Genomic DNA, 18,034 nt, shown 5'->3' on the forward strand with positions numbered 1-18,034 from the left:
GGAGCCCGGCACGCGACGAACGACGGAAGGTCATCTTGCCGCGACGCGGAGTCTATCGACGCACCCGACCGGTCCGCCGTCGAGCACCCCCCTGCGGTGGCCGCGCCGACGGTGTTCGCGGTGAGCGGAACGCGTTGTCGCGAAACTCCGTAATCATGTAATCATGTAATCACGAGCAAAGGAGTCGTCATGTCCCCTCGCCACACCCCGCCCCACGCCCGACCCGAATCCACCGCCGACGCCACCGGCTGGATCACCGGCGTGACCCCGGACGGATGGTTCTCCGAGCCACCGCAGGTCGTGATCGACCGCGACGAGATCACCATCTGGGGCCGCCTGCCCGAACCCCAGCTCGCCGCCGACGTCACCGACGCCGACCGCACGGCCGCCCAGGCCGGGCGGATACTCCGGTTCCGGGAGGACACCCGCGACGACCGCGTCCGCGTCGCCCGCCAGGTCGAGCACCGCTACCAGCGCAAGGTGAGCTGGGGGGTGCGCTGCGGGGCGACCGAGCAGTTGTTCTCCCACCTCGCCGCGCCGGTGATGACCCGGCTCCGCCAGCCGGAGCGGCAGATCCTCGACACCCTGGTGGACGCCGGCGTCGCCCGTTCCCGCTCGGAGGCGCTGGCCTGGTGCGTCCGGCTCGTCGGCCGGCACACCGACGACTGGCTGACCCAACTACGACAGGCCATGACCACTGTCGACGACCTGCGCCGACAGGGCCCCGACGGCGTCTGACCGGCGCGGCCGGGCCGGCACGCGCCAGGCGCCACCTACCGCGACGGCAACTGACAGAGCGGCGGCGGGTACGGCGTGATCCTGGCCGACGACCAGATCATCGCCGACTGCGTCTGATCCACCGGGTGCCGCGGGGGGCCGGTCCGCGGCTGCGGGCCGGCCCCGCGCCACCGTCCGGCCTCTACACTGTCCGACACGGAGGACGGTCTCCAGGAGTTCCGGGTTGCGGTCGGGGTTCATCTCGGCGTCGTGCCGGAACGCCGTCTTCCTGCCGGTCCGCATGTCAAGGGTCGGGACCGGCCCCGGCGACGCCTAGACTTGACGTCGAGGTGCATCGATGGACAGGGGCCCTGGGCGGCTGGCGTGGGACCGGCCCGACCCGAATCCGACGACCGGGCGCGACGAGCCCCGGAGCCGTCCCCCGCTGTGGTGCGGGGTCCTGGGCCCGCTGCACGTACGGGTCGACGGGACCGACGTGCTCGGGCCGGGCCCGCGACAGCGGGCGCTCGTGGCCGCGCTGGCGCTGCGGTACGCGGCCGGCGTGCCCCTGTCCGCGCTCTCGGCCCGGGTGTGGTCCGAGCGCCACGACGTGGACCGCGGCGCGATCCGCGTCCTCGTGCACCGGCTCCGGCAGCGGCTTCGGACCGCCGGTCCCGACGCCGACGCCGGCCTGCACCGCACCGCCGACGGCTACCGGTGGGACCTCGGCCCGGGGAGCAGCGACCTCGCCGACCTGCGTCAGCTTCGGGACCAGGCCCGTCGCGCCGAGGCGAGCGGGGACCTGGCCCTGGCCGTGGACCTGCTCGACCGCGCGTCGGCGCTGGTGCGCGGTGCGCCGTGCCAGGGCGTCTGGTCGGATCCGGACCGGTGGCCCGAACTCGTGGCGGTCGGCGAGGAGGTGCGGGAACTGCGGCGGATGTCGTTCGACGCGCGCCTGCGGCTCGGCGACCACCGGACGGTCCTGCCCGACCTGGCCGCCCTCGCCGCGCAGGAACCCACCGCCGAGTGGGTGCACGACCTGCACCTGCGCGCGCTGTCGCTCGCCGGCCGGTACGACGAGGCCGTCACCGCCCATCGGGCCTTCCGCCGGCGGCTGCGCGACGACCTCGGGGTGGAGCCGAGCACCGCGCTGGTGCGGACGTACCGCCGGATCCTCGACCACGACGAGCCGCTGCCGGGAAGCTCGCCGTCGGCGCGCGAGGTGATCCGGGCCGGCGCGGACGACCGGTCGCCGACGCCGGGGAGCCGAGCCGCGCTGCGGGCGTTGACCGAGGCCGGCGCCTACATCGCCGACCGGGGCGACTACCGGCGGGCGGCGCACTGCCTCACCGCCACCCTGCGGCTCGGTGGCGACCCGGCCGCCCGCGCCGAGGCGTTGCTGCGGCTCGGCGAGGTCCGCTACCACCAAGCCGGCGCGGGGCTCGACGAGCTGGCCCGCGCGGCGACGCTGTTCCGCCGGGAGAACCGGCGGCACCAGGCCGCCGAGGCGCTGTCCTGGCAGGCCCGGGTGCTCTGGCTCCGCCCCGGGGACGACGACTCCGCCCTCCGGCGGGTGGCGGAGGCCGTCGACCTGATCGACGACCGCGCGCCCGACCCGGCCGGCGCGGCGGCCCTGGTCAACATCTGCGGGATCCTGGCGGTCAGCGACCGGGGCCGGGCGGCGCGGCGAGCGGGGCTGCTCGGGCTGGCCTGGGCCCGGCAGATGTCCCTGACGCCGCTGGACCTGCGGGCCCGTGCCAACCTGGCGCTCGTCGACCTGACCGCCGGGGACGCGGACGTGGTCGCCGAACTCGCACACCTCACGCAGGCGTACCGGGACCGTCTCGGCTGGGTGCCGCCGACGCTCTGGGTCGCGCTGGCCGACGCCGAGGACCGGCGGGCGCGGCTCGGCCCGGCGGCCACCTACCGGGAACTGGCCGTGGGGAGCATCCGCGGGCAGGAGGCGACCGCCGACGTGCCGTGGTTGGTCGCCGAACGGGTGCGGGAGGCGTTCCAGCGCGGCCGGTGGACCGCGGCGCGCGGCGCGGGCGTCCGCTACCTGCGCGGCGAGCACCGCCACCACCGGATGGCCTCCGAGGTGCACGTCGTCCTGTCGCGCCTGGCCCTGCACCAGGGCGACCTGCCGGCCGCCGACCGGCACTCCGGCGCGGCGGAACGCCTGGCGCGGCGCGACGGCGGGGCGACGCTGCTCGGCCCCGCGCTGGTGCAGCGGCTACGGGTGCGGATCGCCCTGGGCCGGCCGCGCGCCCGCATCACCGCGACGGCGGAGGAGTTGCTGGACCGGGTGCACGGCGCGGCGCTCACCAGCAGCTTCGGCGTCGACCTGCCGTTGGCGTTGCGCGAGGCGGGCCTCGACGTGCGCGCCCTCGCCCGGCACGCGCCCGTCGAATCTCCGTGGCGGCAGGCGGCGGAGGCGGTGCTGGCCGGCGACATGGCACGCGCCCGGCGGACCTACCTCGCGGTGGGCAGCCGGGGCGACGCCCGACAGGTGACGGCGGCGGGCGGGTGACCGCCCGCCGCCGTCGGGCGGTCACCGGTCAGTTCAGGCCGGCGAAGTCGAACGGGATCGAGCTGCCCCGGCTCACGCTCTGGCCACAGGTGCCGGCCGAGTTCCAGACCTGCGGCGAGTCGTAGCGCAGCATCTCGAAGTGCAGGTGCGTGCCGCCGATGCCGGGCGGCGAGACCCCGCCGGTGTAACCCATGTAGCCGATGCCGTCACCACGGTTGAAGTACTCCCCCACCCGCATCCGGGAGACGAACCCGTCGAGGTGACCGTAGAGGGTGCTCCAGCCGTTGGTGTGCGTGATGATGACGAAGTTCCCGTAGCCGCCGGCGTCCCAGCCGATGTAGCTCACCGACCCGGCGTAGGCGGCCGAGATCACCGACCGGTAGTTGCCGGCGATGTCGTAGCCGTCGTGGTTGTCGTAGCCGGGGCACCGGTCGTCCACCTTGCTGGTGATCACCCCGGTCGCCGGCCACTTGACCGCACCGTAGGCCGCCAGGGCCGGTGCCGGCGCGGCGCCCGCACCGAGGCCGAGGCCGCCGGCCACCAGGGCGGCGATCATGAGTACGCGGAGAAATGTCCGTCGCATGGCGGAAGTCCTGTCGTAGACGGTGGGTTTCCGAAGCGCGCGCCGCTGGACCAGGACAGTAACGACAGGACCGTTTCATCACCGTTACACCGGCCGCGACCTGCGCCGACTCCGGCTCTCGGCGTCGATGGACCCGACGAGCAGGATGTGGACGTGGGGATCCCGGCAGCCGGCCAGTGGCGGGAGCGCCCGGAGAAGTTCGGGCCGCTGGTGCGGCCGGGCGCCGCGCAGGGCGAGCCAGAGGAGAAGCGCGGTGCGCGCCTCCCGGGCCACGGGGGCCGTCGCCCGGGCGAGGACAGCCGTCGCGGCGAGTGCGGTGAGCGCGAGGCCGAGGATGCGGAGTGCCATGCCCGCCATGGGAACACCTCCGCCGGGCAGGACCTACCGCTGCGCGTCCACCCGGGGTGGATCCGGTCCACGCGGGGTGGACCGCAGCGACGTGGGAGTGGACGAGGACGCCCATAGCATGGCGACGTGGACGAAGGACGAAGCAACCGTTGGCCGGGCGTATCGTGTGAATCAGACGCCTGGCCGTTCTCCCCGGACCTCGCCGTCTTCGAAGCACGGCGGGCGGTCGGCCAACTCGCCCGGACCTTGGGCGACGGGCTCGATCCACCCGGCCTCGACGGCCTCGACGTGGACCCGGTGCTGCGCTACGTCTACGCGGTCGACGTCCTGGAGGCGACGTTGGCCCGAGTCCGGGAGGATCTTGTCGCCGAGGCGCGGGCGCGCGGAGTCGCGTGGGCGAAGATCGGTTGCGCGTTGGGCGTCGGGGACACCGCGGCCCAGAAGAGGTTCCGCGACGGGCTCCGGGGTGGCCGTCTCGAGGAGTTGACGGTCGAGGCGATGACCTGCTGGATCGCCCGACAGGCCGCGACGCCGCACCAACTCCGGGAAGAGGTGGCCACCGAGCTTGCCGGCGTCACCCCGCTGGAACGGCTCGAATACCTGGCCCGCAACGCGCTCGGAAGCATGCGGGAGATCGACGACCTCCTGGCGCTCGCCGGGTCCGAGCCCGCGACCGCCCGGGGCGTCCTGCGAAGCGCGTGCGGCAGGATCGAGCGGGTCGCCAGATCGGTGATCGCCGACCATGAGATGTGGGACGCGATGGCCGACTGGGCCGGTCAGGCCCGAACCGTCGACCAGACGAACTACCACGCGTCGACCGCCTACCTGCTGCACGCCATGCGACTGCTCGTCTTCGCCCTGCTGCATGCCCCCGATGCGGAATCCGGGAACGTCGAGCAGTTCCGGAGGTTCCTCGCCGAGATACGGCGAGCCTATGCGACCGTACTCCTCATCTTCGAGCGTTTCGATGTCGGCTCCGCGGTCCCGTCACCCGAGGCCGCCGACGCCGGCCCCGGCTGAGCAGCCGATCACCAGCGCCGGCGACGACGCACATCGGACGGTCGACGGCGCGGCGTGGTCGCCTCGTCACGCCCGGGCGCCCCCGGTGGTCAGTAGAAACATCCGGTGGCGGGCAGCGCCGAGGGCGCCGGGACGGCGGCGCCGTCGTAGACGGCGAGCAGGAGCTGCTGCGGGCAGCGGTTGGCGCCGTTCACCCGGATCTCCAGGTGCAGGTGCGGCCCGGTCACGTTGCCGGTGGCCCCGGTGTAGCCGACGACCTGCCCGGGGCTGACCCGCGCCCCGGCCGCGACCACGCGGGACGACAGGTGGCAGTAGAGGTAGTACGCGCCGTCGTCGGCGGTGAGGCCGATGCCGTTGCCGCAGCTGCCGCCCGCGTAGCCGACCGTGCCGGCGGTGATCGCGTACGTGGTCACGCCGGTCACGGTGGGCAGGTCGATCGCCGGGTAGTCGTGGTGCGGATCGTCGTACTCCGACCGGGGCAGGACCGACCGGTCGATGATCGGCGCGTAGAGGCCACCGCCACCGCCCCCGCCGAGCAGCCACTGCCAGGTCGTCGCGCCGACGGTGGTGCCGCCGGTGAGCCCGCGCCCGGTCTTGAAGGCGGTCACCGCGTCGGTGGTGCCGGCGCCCCAGGCCCCGTCGACAGTCAACCCGTACCCGTACTTGTTCAACGCGGTCTGCAACGCGCGTACCGCGTTGTTGTTCGCGCCGGGGTCCAGCGTCACGACGAGCCGCGACCAGGTCAGGGCGCCGACGACGCCGTCGGCGGTGAGGCCGTTCGCGGACTGGAACGCCTGCGTGGCCGCGGTCGTGCCGGCGCTGAAGGCGCCGTCCACGGTCAGGGTCTGGCCGTGGTGCCGGAGCAGGAACTGGGCCGAGGCGACGTTGGCGCCGGACATGCCGGCGCCGATGGTCGGCCAGGCCGGTGTGGCGGCCTGCGCGGCGGCCGGGCCGACCAGGACGGCGGTCAGGGCGAGCACCATCACGGCCAGTCGGCCGGTGAGGCGTCGGAGGGAAGTCGGCATCGGGCGCTCCTCATCCAGGAGGTGACCGGCCGGTTCGCTGGCCCGGCCCGTCCGGTCCGGGACGGCTGCCGGACCCGGCACCAGTATCACGACGGCGATAAATATTTACAAGAGTTGAGAAAGTGTAAAAGGTTTTCGCCGGCGGATCTGCGGTGGACAGGACAGTTCCTGGCCGCCGCCGAGGCGGTGCTGCTGGGCAGTGGTTCCGCGCGGCCGGGCTGGTGCCGCAGCCGGAGTGAGCCGGCCACGCGGGCGTGGCGGCCGTCGCCGTCCCCGCGTCGCCGGTCGGCTCAGTGCAGCCGGCTCTGCCAGTCGCCCGGCACCCGACCCTCGGGCCCCGGGGCCGGCTGGTCGAGCGGATGCGCGTGCGGTTCGGCCAACTCCGGCCCGCCCGCGTGGAACCGGTCGCGGGAGTAGTCCCAGAACCACGACTCGCCGGGCTCGAAGCTCTGCACGATCGGGTGGCCGGTGGTGGCCGCGTGCGCGGTCGCGTGCTGGCCGGGCGACGAGTCGCAGCAGCCGACATGCCCGCAGGCCGCGCAGCGGCGCAGGTGGAACCACCACCCGTCGGTGGACCCGCACTCGACGCAGCCCGGTCCGCTGGGCGGCACGGCCGGGTCGATCGCCACGGTCTCGGCCGGCGACGCCGACTCGGGCAGGTCGTTCACGATTGTTCCCCTCCGGTTGGTGACCACGTGCGCGCTCCGGCCTGCATCATGTCGCCCTCCGGCCGGTGGTGCATCCGCGTGTCGCCCGATCCCGCCGTGGACGTCCCCGTCAGGTGACCCGGATCGCCCCGGCCGGGCAGAGGTCGGCGGCGCGGCGCACCCGCTCGGCGCACTCCGCCGGCGGCGCGGCGGCCAGCAGCAGCACCAGCCCGTCCGCGTCGTCCTGATTGAACACCTCCGGCGCGGCGAGCACGCAGTTCCCCGAGCCGCAACAGGCGTCCCGGTCCACCTCCACCCGCACCGTCCGCTCCTCGCCGACGGGGCCGCCGGCAGCGGTCACCAGGTCACCGGCAGCGCGTCGAGACCGAAGACGATCGAGTTGTCCCGGGTGCTCAACTCCTCCGGGGCGGCCGTCACGCGCAGGTCGGGAAAGCGGCGGGCCAGCCCCGTCAGCGCGATGCGCAACTCGGCGCGGGCCAGCGGCTGCCCGATGCACTGGTGCACCCCGAACCCGAAGGCCACCTGCTGGTGCGCCTGCCGGTACGGGTCGAACCGATCCGGATCGTCGAAGACCTCGTCGTCCCGGTTGGCCAGGGAGATCAGGGCGATCACGCCCTCGCCGGCCCGGATCGCCCGGCCGCCGATCTCGACGTCCTCGGTGGCCACCCGGAGCACCCCGGTCCGCAGGACGCTCAGGTAACGCAGCAGCTCCTCCACCAGATCCGCGGTCCGGTCGGGCTCGTCGCGCAGCAGCGCGTACCGCCCGGGTTCCCGGGTCAGCAGCAGGACACTCAGCCCGATCATGTTGGCGGTGGTCTCGTGACCGGCGACGAGCAGCAGCATCGCCATCCCGACCAGTTCGTCCACGTCGAGTTCCCCCGGCTCGACCCGTTCCCGGATCAGCCGGCCGAGCAGATCGTCCGATCCGTCGGGCCGGGCCCGCTTGGCGTCGATCAGCGCCCGGAGGTAGTCGCGCAGCGCCCCGAACTCGTGCCGGAGCTGTTCCGGCGGCAGCTCGCGATCGAGCAGCGAGCGGCTGCGGGCCTGGAAGAAGTCGTGGTCGGCGTAGGGGACGCCGAGCAGGTGGCAGATCACCATGGACGGCAGGGACAGGGCGAAGGTCGACACCAGATCGGCCGGGGGCCCGGCGGCGGCCAGGGCGTCGAGCGACTCCTCGACGCTACGCCGGATCAGCGGCTCGATCCGACGGACATTCTTGATCATGAACTCGGCGGTGAGCATCCGGCGCAGCCGGGCGTGCTCGGCGCCGTCCATCCGGAAGAACATGCCCTTGCCCTCCTCGGCCTCCCGGGGCGGCAAGGGGCGCAGCAACGGAAAGCCGGGGCGGTAGAAGTCGGCGCTGAAGGCGGGGTGCCGCAGCACTTGACGGACGTCGGCATGCCGGGTGACCAGCCAGGCCGCGGCCCCGGTGGACAGGCGCACCCGTCTCACCGGGCCGGCGTAACGCTGGCGCTCCGCCTCGTCCAGCGGGGCGAACGGACCTCGGGTGGGATTGACCGGCGGCCAGAGCGGCAGTTCCGCCTCCACGGCACCCATCACATGGACCACCTCCGATTGAAGCGTTGAGTAGTCACATCGGTGCGCCACGTTACTCATCGATGAAGGTCGACACAATCCCCACGGTCGAGGCCCGGCGCGCGGTCAGCGTGCGCTCCGTACCGGGGCGCACCGAGACCGAGATGATCGACGCCTGGCAGGCGGCGTCCCCGGGCGTCCGGGAGAGGATCGACGCCAGCAGTCCACTCGGGCGGCTGGCCGAGCCGCGGGAGGTCGCCGAAGCCGCCGCCTGGCTGCTCAGCGACCGCGCCTGCATGGTGACCGGCGCGATCCTGCCGGTGGACGGCGGCGCCGGCGCCTGACCCGGCCCGGGGCAGCCCGCGTGTCGCGGAAGCTCGGACTACTCGGACGGTCGGCCGCGGGCCGGGCCGGCGGCCGGGTAGGCGATCAGCCCGCCGAGGGCGAGCGCCACCGCCGTCAGCGCGGCGGCCCGGCTGTCGGCCGGCTGGGCCTGCCACGTCGCGACCGCTCCCCCGGCGCCCCCCTGCGGGTACAGGGTCGCGACGGCGGTCCAGGCCAGCGGCACGAACCACGACCGGGCGGCACCGAGCACCGTCGCGCACAGCGCGGTCAGCCCGAGCAGCCCGGCGGCGTCGCGGACCACCATCCCGGCGGGCCCGAACCGGGCGCCGGTGTGCCGGGTGGCGAGCAGCACCAGCAGGACGACCACGAGGCCGGCCAGCAGGTGCACCGCGCGCCGCCGGGGCCACCGCATCGAGGCCGTCCGGTCCAGGCTCTCGTCGGGGCCGGCGAGCGTGGGCGCGAGCACCACGACCATCAGCGTCACCGTCATCACGACCACCATGGGGGTGGCGTCGCGTTCCGTGGCGAAGGCGAGGCACAGCGCCCAGACCGCCGCCGCGCCGCCGAGGGCCGCGGCCAGGGCCAGCGGTACGCGTCGCGAGCGCAGGTACAGCAGCGTCCAGGTCACCTGGCGCTCCCGGACAGCATCCCGGTGGTGTCCCGGCAGGCCCGGAGCGCGTCGCGGACGGCGGTGACCCGGGCCAGCGCCTCCCCGTCGGGCAGTGCCCGCAGCCCCTGCCACAGGGTGACCGCCTCGGCGTTGATCCCGGGATCCTCCTCGATCATTCCGGGGACCAGACCGACGTCGGACCGCGGCTCGCGGCCCAGGAGCCAGTAGGCCGCCGCGCGCTCGACCACCTCGTTGCGTTGCTCGCACCGCCCGTCGTACGCCACGCCCAGTCCCCTGACGACCTGGTTGACCACGGCGGCCGGGTGGGCGAGTCCGCCGTCTGCGTCGATCCGGACCTCGATCGTGACGACACCGTGCCGGGCGACCGGCCACCCGTCGTCCCCGATCGTGCGGGTGTCCTCGTGCACGGCGCTCGGCGCGTCCGGCAGCTTCGCCAGCGCGGCCAGCCCCTGCCGGGCCGGCGGGGTCAACGTGCCGAGCACGTTCGCGTGGACCCGGCTGACGCAGACCGTGGGCGTGTCACCGGTGCACACCAGTTCCCGGGCGACCGGGTCCACCGGCCAGTTCAGCGCGTCCCGGTCGCGGGGGACGACAGCGGTCGCCGCGACGAGCCCGAGCACCACCGGCAGCGCCGCCGCCGTCCGGGTCCGCCAGCCGCCGGCCACGAACAGCAGCAGACCGGTGACGGCGAGCGCGGCCAACCAGATCGCGAGCGCGCCGCTGACCCGGCTGTCGATCGTCTGGTAGTCGTGGAACCGACCCGAGCCGTGGACCGGCGAGAGGGCCGCCGCCTGCCGGTCCGCGGGTCCGACGGCGCTGAAGAAGACGACGAGCACGCCGCCCACCGCGAGCGCCGGGGCGGTCACCAGGGCGGGGAGCATCCGCCCGATCCCCAGGCCGAGCCACACCGCGGCGACCAGGGAGAGCGCGCCGACGCCGGTGACCACCGCGAAGGTCGGCACCGGCCGGTACGGGGCGGTGGGGGCGATCCGGGCGAGGCCGGCGGCGGTCACCACCAGGTAGCCGAGCGCGAAGGTGAGCGCCGTCGCGCCGAGCACCGGCAGCATCCGCGCGGCGCGGGGCCGGGCGGTGGTGGCGAACAACTCGGTCACCTTCGCCCGGTGCTCCCGGCGCCCCTGCCAGGCCCCGGCGGCGAGGGCCAGCGGCCACAGCAGGAGCAGGTACTCCCGGACGGTCATGGCCAACGCCATCCAGCCACTCGACCACCGACCGGTCGCGCCGTAGAGCGCGCCGACGCCGACCACCACCGCGACCAGCGCGCCGCCGACCGCGGCGGAACGACGCAGTTCGATCCCCAGGATGCTCATCGGGCGGCCTCCGCGCGGTGCCGGCGGAGAAGCGCGGAGTAGCCGCGCTCGGCCGCGCTGTCGCCGGCGTGGCCCTGGTCGCCCTGCGCGCTCAACGCCTCGGGCGTGCCCTGCCACACCAGCCGACCCTCGTTGACCAGGACGACGTCGGTGCAGGCCGCCGCCACGTCCTCGACCAGGTGGGTGGAGACCAGCACGCAACTGTCGGTGCCGAGGTCACGCAGCAGCTCACGGAAGTCGAGGCGCTGTTCCGGGTCGAGACCGACGGTCGGCTCGTCGAGCAGCAGGAGGCGGGGATCGTTGACGATGGCCTGGGCGATGCCGGCGCGACGCAGCATGCCACCGGAGAGCGTCTTCAACCGGGCGTCGGCCTTGGCGGTCAGCCCGACCCGGTCGACGGCCCGCTGCACCGCCGCCGGGATGCCGGCCTTCGGCATCTCCTTGAGCCAGGCCATGTACGCGACGAACTCACGGACCGTGAACCGTGGGTAGTAGCCGAACTGCTGCGGCAGGTAGCCCAGCGTGCGGCGGACCGGTCGCAGGTCGGCGCGCCCGTCGACCGGATGCCCGAGCAGCGTCAACCGCCCCCCGGCCGGGGTCAGCACGGTCGCCAGGGCGCGCATCAGGGTGGTCTTCCCGGCGCCGTTGGGGCCGAGCAGTCCGTGCACGCCGGAGGTCAGCGTCAGGTCGAGGCCGTCGACGGCCAGGTGTCGCCCGGCCCGGACCCGCAGCCCCGTCGCGTGGATCGCCCAGGGGTGGGTGGTGGCGGTCGTCTCGACCGCGCGCACAGCACGCATCATCATCTCCATCGGTGGTCGCGGTGACTAGTCGCGGAGGGAAAGTCGCCGGAAGCCGTCGAGCCGGAGCAGGGCGAGGACGGTCAGCAGGGCCGTGGCCAACGCCCAACCGCTTGTGCTCCCCGCGGCCAGCAGCACCGGCATCCGGGCGGTGGCGAGGCTGGGTGCGATCACCACGAGCGTCCAGGCGGCGATCAGGCCGATCGCGGCCCGGCGCACCCCGACGAGCGTGCCCAGCAGCAGCGCGGCGGCGGCGAACGCCAGGCAGGGCAGCAGCATCAGGGCCATCGACACCCCGATGCCGGCGCCGACCAGGGCGAGCGCGGGAACGACGCACGCCAGCACCGCGGCCGTCCGCCGCAGCAGCATGGTCAGCCCGGCGGCGGGTGTGGCGGCGATCAGCTCCCAGGCCGGGTCGGCCCGTCGGTGCCAGGCGACCGCCACCCCGGGCAACGGCGCCAGCGGTGCGACCAGCAGCACCAGCGAGGGCTGCCCGGTCCACAGCACGCCGAGCAGCGCGGCGCAGGCCAACACCACGACGGTCATGGCCAGCCACGGCAGCAGCGTGCCGACGAACCAGCGGTGGCGCAGCACCGACCAGGACCGGCGGGCGGCGACCGGAGCCGGTGCCGCCGAGATCTCCCGGTCCAGGGCCGTCGCCACCCGTTCGAGCACGGCCCGGGTGGCCGCGGTGGTGCTGCCGGCCAGCCGGGCCCGGCAGTCGGCGCAGTCCTCGAGGTGCACCTCGATCGCCCAGACGCCGGGCTCGTCGAGGTCGGGTGCTCCGGCGGCGTAGCGCTGGAGCTGGGTCAGGCTGGGGTGGTTGCTCATGACAGCGCCTCCCGTAGGGCGATCCGGGCTCGCCGTACGCGGGACTTGACGGTGTTCTCCGGCACGCCCAGCAGCACCGACGCCTCGCGCGGGGAGAGCCCGTCGAGGACCGTGGCCCGCAGCGCGGCCCGGACCTCGGGCGGCAGGACGAGCAGCGCCTGCTCGAGTTCCTGGCCGACCCGGGCCGCCATCACCTCGTCCTCGGCGGCGGGCGCGGTGCTCGGGGTGAGCGGCACCGGCGGCACCTGCGCCGTGCGGGCCCGACGACGGAACGCGTCGACCAGGCGGTGCGCGGCGATGGTCCACAGCCAGCCCACCGCGCTCCCCCGCGCCCCGCCACCGCTGCCACCCCGGGCACCGGCGAAGCTGTCCGCCGCCCGCCAGACCGCCAGGTAGGTGTCCTGCAACACCTCGGCGACCACGTCCGGGTCCGCGCACCGGCGGCGCAGCCGCACCTCCAGCCAGGGCGCGGTACGTCGGTACAGCTCGTCGAACGCCCGCCGGTCGCCACGGGCCACACGTCGGACGAGTTCGCCCTCGTCTGCCGCGTCCATGCCTCTGCTCACGTCCGGTAAGACGACCACCCGGGCCGTCCCGGGTCCCGATCCGCTGTGACCTGTGCCACTCGCCGCGGGCGCCGGTCACCGGCGCGACCGGTCCGGGCAGGTCAGGGCGTCCAGCGTACGCCCGGGTTCACCCGCCCGGACCAGTCGAAGACGGCCATGTTGTCCCACTGGTTGCCGGTGCCGTTGATGTCGGCCGGGTCCCAGCCGTTGCCGCGCACGGCGTACCAGGTCGGTTCCCAGTAGAAGACCCCGATGGCGCCGGCGTTGCGCGCGGTGTTCTGCACCCAGTCGAACTCCTGGGCCTGCCCGGCCCAGGAGGCGGCGATGCCGTCACAGGTCGCGTCGCCGACGGCGTTCGGTTCGCCGTCCGCGTCGTCGCGGGTGAAGGGGTACGCGGTCTCCACGATCACCACCGGCTTCCCGTAGCGACCGCGCAGGTCGACGATGTTCCGGTAGAGGTTCGCCAGCGTGCCGTGCCACATGCAGTAGTACGACAGGGCGGTGATGTCCCACTGCACGCCCTGGGCGCGGATGCCGTCGTAGAACCAGCGGGCGTTGGCGTTGCTGTCGGCGTCCGCGGTGTGGATCATCACCGGGATGTCGCCGCCGCACGCCTTGGTCGCCTGGTAGCCCTGCTTCAGCAGGCCGGCCAGCGGCGCGAAGTCGTTGTTGACGACCTTCCCCTCGTTCCACAGCATCCCGACGTTGATCTCGTTGCCGATCTGCACGCTGTCCGGCGGGGTGCCCTGCGCCCGGAGGCTGGCGCAGACGTCGTAGGTGAAGGCGTACACGTCGGTCCGTAGCTGGCTCAGGCTGTGGCCGGCCCAGGCGGCCGGCTTGTACTGCTTGCCGGGGTCGGCCCAGGTGTCGGAGTAGTGGAAGTCGACGAGCACCTTCAGGCCCTTCGCCCGGGCCGCGCTCGCCTGGGTCAGCACCCGGCTCTTGTTGTTGTAGCCGCTGGCCGGGTTGTTCCAGACGCGCAGCCGGACGTAGTTGACGCCGACGGACTTCAGGATGTCCAGGGGGTCGCGGGCGACACCGCCGGCGTCGTAGTACCTCGCGCCCAGGTCCAGGCTGCGCTGCAAGGAGGAGACGTCGGCGCCCCGCATGCTGAGTGTGTTCGCGGCGGTGGCCGGCGCGGGCGGGCCGCCGAGCGTGGCGGTGACGGCGAGGACGCCGGCCGCGACGGCCGCGAGCAGGGCCCGGGGGCGGCGGCGGTGGGGTGCGGCGGGACGGGTGCTCACTGCCCTGCCCCTCACGGGCCGACGGCGCAGGGGGCGCCGTTCAGCGTGAAGCCGGTCGGCGGCGCGTCGCTGGCGTTCCACCGGCCCTGGAGGCCGAAGGTCGCGGAGCCGTTCGGCGCGAGCGTCCGGTTCCAGTCGACGTTGCGGGCGGTCACGGTGGCGCCGGTCTGCCCGACCGTGGCGTTCCACCCCGAGGTGAACTGCTGGTCGCCGGGGAAGCCGAAGGTGACGGTCCAGCCGTCGACCGACGCCGTCCCGGTGTTCTGGACCGTCACGGTGGCCACGAAACCGCCCGGCCACTCGGACTGGTTGCGGTAGGTCACCCGGCAGGTCGACGGCGGAGGGGTGGGCGGGGTGTCCGCCGTGGGCAGGGTGACCGTGTTGGACGCGATCGACACGTTGCCCACCGCGTCCCGGGCCCGCACGTAGTACAGGTTGCGCAGCGGCGTCGACGGGGGCAGCGCCGCCGTGTAGGTCGTGCCCGCCACGGTGGCGACGCGCGTCGAGGTGAACCAGCCGTCGAAGCGGTAGACGTCGTACCCCAGCACGCCGACGTCGTCGGTCGACGGCGACCACGACAGCGCGGCGGTCGTGCCGGTCACCTCGCCGACGGTCAGGTTCTGCGGGGCGCTCGGCGGGGTGGTGTCGGGGCCGGTGTCCGTCACGGGGGTGACCACGGTCACCGTGGCGCTCGCGGCGGAGCGGTGTCCGAGGCTGTCCCGGGCGGCCACCCGGAACGAGTACTGGCGACCGGGCTGGATGTAGCCGGTGATGGTGGTGGTGGTGACGTCCCCGACGCTGGCGCTGTAGAGGACGTCGTCGAACGGCTGGTAGTACGTGATGTCGTAGCCGGCGACGGGGCAGCAGCCGGGGGTGGCGGCGGTCCAGGTGAGGGTGACCGACACGCTGCGTACCTCGCTGGCGGCCAGGTTCGTGGGCGGGCTCGGCGGGAAGGGCGTGGTGCTCGGCGTGCTCGGCGCCGTGGTCGGCGCCGAGGACCCGACCGCCGGTGTGGTGCTCAGCGTGGTGCCGAGCACCGCGGTCACCAGCACGAGGGCGGCCAGCAGACCCGACCGTGGACGGCGGAACGGCGAGGACGAGCAGACGCCTGTCATACCTCGACGATGCCCGCAGATATCGATGATCGCCAACATGTCCCACACCTCGGTCGATCTTGACCACCCGACCGCCCGAGGATAAGTTGAACACGTTCAAACAAGGTCGGGCGAGGAGGGACCATGAAGGTCGTCATTCCTGGCGGCACCGGGCAGATCGGCACCGTCCTGGATCGGGCGTTGACCGCCGACGGCCACGACGTGGTGCTGCTGACCCGCTCGCCGGCGGGTCCGCGTCAGGTCCGGTGGGACGGCGCCACGCTCGGCGACTGGGCCGAGCGGATCGACGGCAGCGACGTGGTCGTCAACCTGGCGGGACGCAGTGTGAGCTGCCGGTACACCGCCGCGAACCTCGACGCCATGATGAGGTCCCGGGTGGAGTCCACCCGGGTGGTCGGCGAGGCCATCGGCCGGGCGGCCCGACCGCCCCGGGTGTGGTTGCAGATGAGCACCGCGACGATCTACGCGCACCGCTTCGACGCCGCCAACGACGAGCACGCCGGCCTGATCGGCGGCGACGAGCACGGCGTGCCCGGATACTGGGCGTACAGCGTCCAGATCGCCCGGAACTGGGAGGCCGCGCAGGAACAGGCGGCGACTCCCCACACGCGCAAGGTCGCACTGCGGTCGGCCATGGTGATGAGCCCCGACCGTGGTGGCGTGTTCGACGTGCTGAGCTGGCTGGCGCGGCTCGGCCTCGGCGGACCGGTCGCCGGCGGCCGGCAGTACGTCTCCTGGATCCACGACCGGGACTTCGTCCGCGCCGTCCGCTTCCTGATCGCCCGCGAGGACCTCGCCGGGGCGGTGAACCTGGCCGCGCCGCACCCGTTGCCGCAGCGGGAGTTCATGCGCGCGCTCCGGTCGGCCTGGCGGATGCCGGTCGGCCTGCCCGCCACCGGATGGATGGCGGAGCTCGGCGCGTTCGCGCTCCGGTCGGACACCGAACTGCTGCTGAAGAGTCGGCGGGTCACGCCGGGACGACTCACCGACGCCGGGTTCACGTTCACCCACCCCCACTGGCCGGCCGCCGCCGGGGAGCTGGCACGACGGCGTCGCCGGGGACAGGGCCGGGCGACGGCCGACGGCACCGGCCGTTCCCCGGCAGGTTGACTCCTGCCGGACGTCCTGCCTGTCCCCCCACATCGGGCGTTGCTTGACTCGGCGTCATGACACACATTCGGAAAGCGATCGCCCGTACGGTGGTCGCCGGAGCGGTGATCGGCGCGACGACGCTCACCGGGCCCCTCGCCGGACACGCGGCGTCCGACCGGCCGGAGGCCACCCGCGCCCCCGGCACCATCCTCGACGTCATCCCGGCCCGGACCGTGGACCGGATGGTCGCCCAGGCCCCGCTCGTCGACGCCGCCAACGTCATCCGCACCGCGGTGGAACGCGCACCGGCCCGCGGCTACGCCGGCATCGGCCTGGTCGACGACCACGTCACCCTGTGGTGGAAGGGCGCGCCACCCGCCGACGTCACGGCAGCCGTCACCGCCGCCCGCCGCACCGCGCCGGTCCAGGTGGCCGACGCCACCTGGTCCCGCGCCGACCTGCGCAAGGCCGCCGCCCGACTCACCCCGGTGGTGGAGGCCGGCCCGGCGGGCGCCGGCCGTTCGGTGCGACTGCGCACCGACGGCAGCGGCATCGAGATCGCCGTCGACCGCACCCCGGGCGCCGCGCTGCCGAAGCTGCCGGCCACCGGCGTCCGGACCAGCGTGGTCACCCGCGACCGGATGGTGCCCCGGTCGCGGGCCAACGACGCCGCGCCGTTCGACGGCGGCGCGGGCATCGGGTTCACCACCCCCGGGTGCACCGCCGGCTTCGGCGTCCGCAACGCGGACACCAACGCCGGCTACGTCCTCACCGCCGAGCACTGCGGCGCCGTCGGCTCGCCCTGGCACGTCGGCTGGAACACGTCCACCGGCACCGGCACGCTCGTCGGCTACGCGGTCGACAGCAACGACGACCACGACACGATGATCATTTCGACGTCCGCCCCCGGGGACCACATCTACGTCGGCGGCCAGCACGACGAGGTCCGGGCCCGGGTGGCCGGCTGGACCGAGGTCTTCCCCGGCCAACTGCTGTGCCAGTCCGGGTACACCTCCGCCGGCGAACTCGGCGGCCCGGTCTGCAACCTGCGGGTCGAATTCCACTACGACGACATCGAGGACCTCGTCGAGGCCACCCAGCTCGACGGCGACGAGGCCGCCCGGGGCGGCGACAGCGGCGGTCCGGTCTACGCCGTCAACGCCGACGGCACCGTGCTCGCCGCCGGCACCACCACCCGGTCGGCGGGCCCGGGCTTCGGCTTCCAGGACTTCGCCACCGCCCGCGACGACTACGGCAACCTCGTGCCGGCGACGGCGAGCGCCAGCACCTGCCGGGTCTCCTTCGTCGTCACCAACTCGTGGAGCACCGGATACGCCGCCAGCGTCACCGTCTACAACGACGGCCCGGCCGTCAACGGCTGGTCGCTGGGCTGGACCTTCCCCGGCGGCCAGGTCGTACAGGGCCACTGGAACGGCGTCTTCCAGCAGACCGGCCCGGCGGTGACCGTCACCAACGAGGGGCACAACGCCGCCATCCCGACCGGGGGCGCCGTGAACGTCGGCTTCACCGCCGACGGCTCCCCCGCCGTGCCGGCGCCGTTCACGCTCAACGGCACCACCTGCAACTGACCTCGTCCACCGACCCGGGCCCCGCCGCACCGTCGGCGGGGCCCGGCCGTCGTGCCGGACCGGCCCGGG

19 protein-coding genes are annotated in these 18,034 nt (G+C 74.1%); 6 read left to right on the plus strand and 13 right to left on the minus strand.

Annotated features, from left to right (window positions below):
* Nucleotides 1-189 precede the first annotated feature (189 nt).
* Both TPA0908_RS26485 and TPA0908_RS26490 read left to right on the plus strand, forming a co-directional pair.
* Complete coding sequence (locus TPA0908_RS26485; protein WP_281942375.1) at nucleotides 190-738, plus strand: hypothetical protein; 549 nt, start codon at nucleotides 190-192, stop codon at nucleotides 736-738.
* 337 nt (nucleotides 739-1,075) lie between these two features.
* Nucleotides 1,076-3,247 (plus strand): AfsR/SARP family transcriptional regulator, encoded by a 2,172-nt coding sequence (locus TPA0908_RS26490; protein WP_281942377.1) that lies wholly within the window; start codon nucleotides 1,076-1,078, stop codon nucleotides 3,245-3,247.
* A 28-nt stretch (nucleotides 3,248-3,275) separates the two neighbouring features.
* Here TPA0908_RS26490 and TPA0908_RS26495 read toward each other — a convergent pair whose 3' ends face one another.
* Together TPA0908_RS26495 and TPA0908_RS26500 are read right to left on the minus strand one after the other, a co-directional pair.
* Complete coding sequence (locus TPA0908_RS26495; RefSeq protein ID WP_281942378.1) at nucleotides 3,276-3,830, minus strand: murein hydrolase activator EnvC family protein; 555 nt, start codon at nucleotides 3,828-3,830, stop codon at nucleotides 3,276-3,278.
* An 84-nt stretch (nucleotides 3,831-3,914) separates the two neighbouring features.
* Entirely contained in the window at nucleotides 3,915-4,178 is a 264-nt protein-coding gene (locus TPA0908_RS26500; protein ID WP_281942379.1) for a hypothetical protein, read from the minus strand.
* 126 nt (nucleotides 4,179-4,304) lie between these two features.
* Here TPA0908_RS26500 and TPA0908_RS26505 point away from each other — a divergent pair, with 126 nt between their 5' ends.
* The gene (locus tag TPA0908_RS26505; RefSeq protein ID WP_281942381.1) at nucleotides 4,305-5,198 is read left to right on the plus strand and encodes a hypothetical protein; all 894 of its coding nucleotides are present in this window, start codon (nucleotides 4,305-4,307) and stop codon (nucleotides 5,196-5,198) included.
* An 89-nt stretch (nucleotides 5,199-5,287) separates the two neighbouring features.
* Here TPA0908_RS26505 and TPA0908_RS26510 read toward each other — a convergent pair whose 3' ends face one another.
* From TPA0908_RS26510 to TPA0908_RS26525, 4 genes are all read right to left on the minus strand, one after another.
* Nucleotides 5,288-6,223, minus strand: a complete 936-nt coding sequence (locus TPA0908_RS26510) for a peptidoglycan-binding protein (protein ID WP_281942383.1) — start codon at nucleotides 6,221-6,223, stop codon at nucleotides 5,288-5,290.
* A 290-nt stretch (nucleotides 6,224-6,513) separates the two neighbouring features.
* The gene (locus tag TPA0908_RS26515) at nucleotides 6,514-6,891 is read right to left on the minus strand and encodes a UBP-type zinc finger domain-containing protein (RefSeq protein ID WP_281942385.1); all 378 of its coding nucleotides are present in this window, start codon (nucleotides 6,889-6,891) and stop codon (nucleotides 6,514-6,516) included.
* A 109-nt stretch (nucleotides 6,892-7,000) separates the two neighbouring features.
* Entirely contained in the window at nucleotides 7,001-7,231 is a 231-nt protein-coding gene (locus tag TPA0908_RS26520) for a ferredoxin (protein ID WP_281942388.1), read from the minus strand.
* Nucleotides 7,228-8,448, minus strand: a complete 1,221-nt coding sequence (locus TPA0908_RS26525) for a cytochrome P450 (protein WP_281942390.1) — start codon at nucleotides 8,446-8,448, stop codon at nucleotides 7,228-7,230. Before TPA0908_RS26525 ends, TPA0908_RS26520 begins: the two co-directional genes overlap by 4 nt.
* Before the next feature lie 62 nt (nucleotides 8,449-8,510).
* Here TPA0908_RS26525 and TPA0908_RS26530 point away from each other — a divergent pair, with 62 nt between their 5' ends.
* A complete protein-coding gene (locus TPA0908_RS26530) occupies nucleotides 8,511-8,771 on the plus strand; it encodes an SDR family oxidoreductase (protein WP_281942392.1) in 261 nt (86 codons plus the stop codon).
* A 38-nt stretch (nucleotides 8,772-8,809) separates the two neighbouring features.
* Here the strand turns inward: TPA0908_RS26530 and TPA0908_RS26535 are convergent, their stop codons facing one another.
* From TPA0908_RS26535 to TPA0908_RS26565, 7 genes are all read right to left on the minus strand, one after another.
* Nucleotides 8,810-9,400, minus strand: a complete 591-nt coding sequence (locus TPA0908_RS26535; RefSeq protein ID WP_281942394.1) for a hypothetical protein — start codon at nucleotides 9,398-9,400, stop codon at nucleotides 8,810-8,812.
* The gene (locus tag TPA0908_RS26540; protein WP_281942396.1) at nucleotides 9,397-10,731 is read right to left on the minus strand and encodes a hypothetical protein; all 1,335 of its coding nucleotides are present in this window, start codon (nucleotides 10,729-10,731) and stop codon (nucleotides 9,397-9,399) included. Before TPA0908_RS26540 ends, TPA0908_RS26535 begins: the two co-directional genes overlap by 4 nt.
* Nucleotides 10,728-11,528, minus strand: coding sequence for an ABC transporter ATP-binding protein (locus tag TPA0908_RS26545; protein ID WP_281942397.1), 801 nt, complete (start codon nucleotides 11,526-11,528; stop codon nucleotides 10,728-10,730). The genes TPA0908_RS26540 and TPA0908_RS26545 overlap by 4 nt, the downstream gene beginning before the upstream one ends.
* A gap of 27 nt (nucleotides 11,529-11,555) precedes the next feature.
* Entirely contained in the window at nucleotides 11,556-12,359 is an 804-nt protein-coding gene (locus tag TPA0908_RS26550) for a cupin domain-containing protein (RefSeq protein ID WP_281942399.1), read from the minus strand.
* Nucleotides 12,356-12,913: an RNA polymerase sigma factor gene (locus tag TPA0908_RS26555; RefSeq protein WP_281942401.1), complete on the minus strand. Its 558-nt coding sequence runs from the start codon at nucleotides 12,911-12,913 to the stop codon at nucleotides 12,356-12,358. Before TPA0908_RS26555 ends, TPA0908_RS26550 begins: the two co-directional genes overlap by 4 nt.
* A gap of 113 nt (nucleotides 12,914-13,026) precedes the next feature.
* Nucleotides 13,027-14,169, minus strand: coding sequence for a glycoside hydrolase family 53 protein (locus TPA0908_RS26560; RefSeq protein WP_281942403.1), 1,143 nt, complete (start codon nucleotides 14,167-14,169; stop codon nucleotides 13,027-13,029).
* Nucleotides 14,170-14,180: 11 nt separating this feature from the next.
* Complete coding sequence (locus TPA0908_RS26565; protein ID WP_281942405.1) at nucleotides 14,181-15,284, minus strand: cellulose binding domain-containing protein; 1,104 nt, start codon at nucleotides 15,282-15,284, stop codon at nucleotides 14,181-14,183.
* 123 nt (nucleotides 15,285-15,407) lie between these two features.
* Between TPA0908_RS26565 and TPA0908_RS26570 the strand changes: the two genes are divergently transcribed.
* Together TPA0908_RS26570 and TPA0908_RS26575 are read left to right on the plus strand one after the other, a co-directional pair.
* Nucleotides 15,408-16,394, plus strand: coding sequence for a TIGR01777 family oxidoreductase (locus TPA0908_RS26570; RefSeq protein ID WP_281942406.1), 987 nt, complete (start codon nucleotides 15,408-15,410; stop codon nucleotides 16,392-16,394).
* Nucleotides 16,395-16,450: 56 nt separating this feature from the next.
* Nucleotides 16,451-17,965, plus strand: coding sequence for a cellulose binding domain-containing protein (locus TPA0908_RS26575; protein WP_281942409.1), 1,515 nt, complete (start codon nucleotides 16,451-16,453; stop codon nucleotides 17,963-17,965).
* Nucleotides 17,966-18,034 lie beyond the last annotated feature (69 nt).

Source organism: Micromonospora sp. AKA38 (assembly GCF_027925725.1).
GTDB lineage: Bacteria > Actinomycetota > Actinomycetes > Mycobacteriales > Micromonosporaceae > Micromonospora.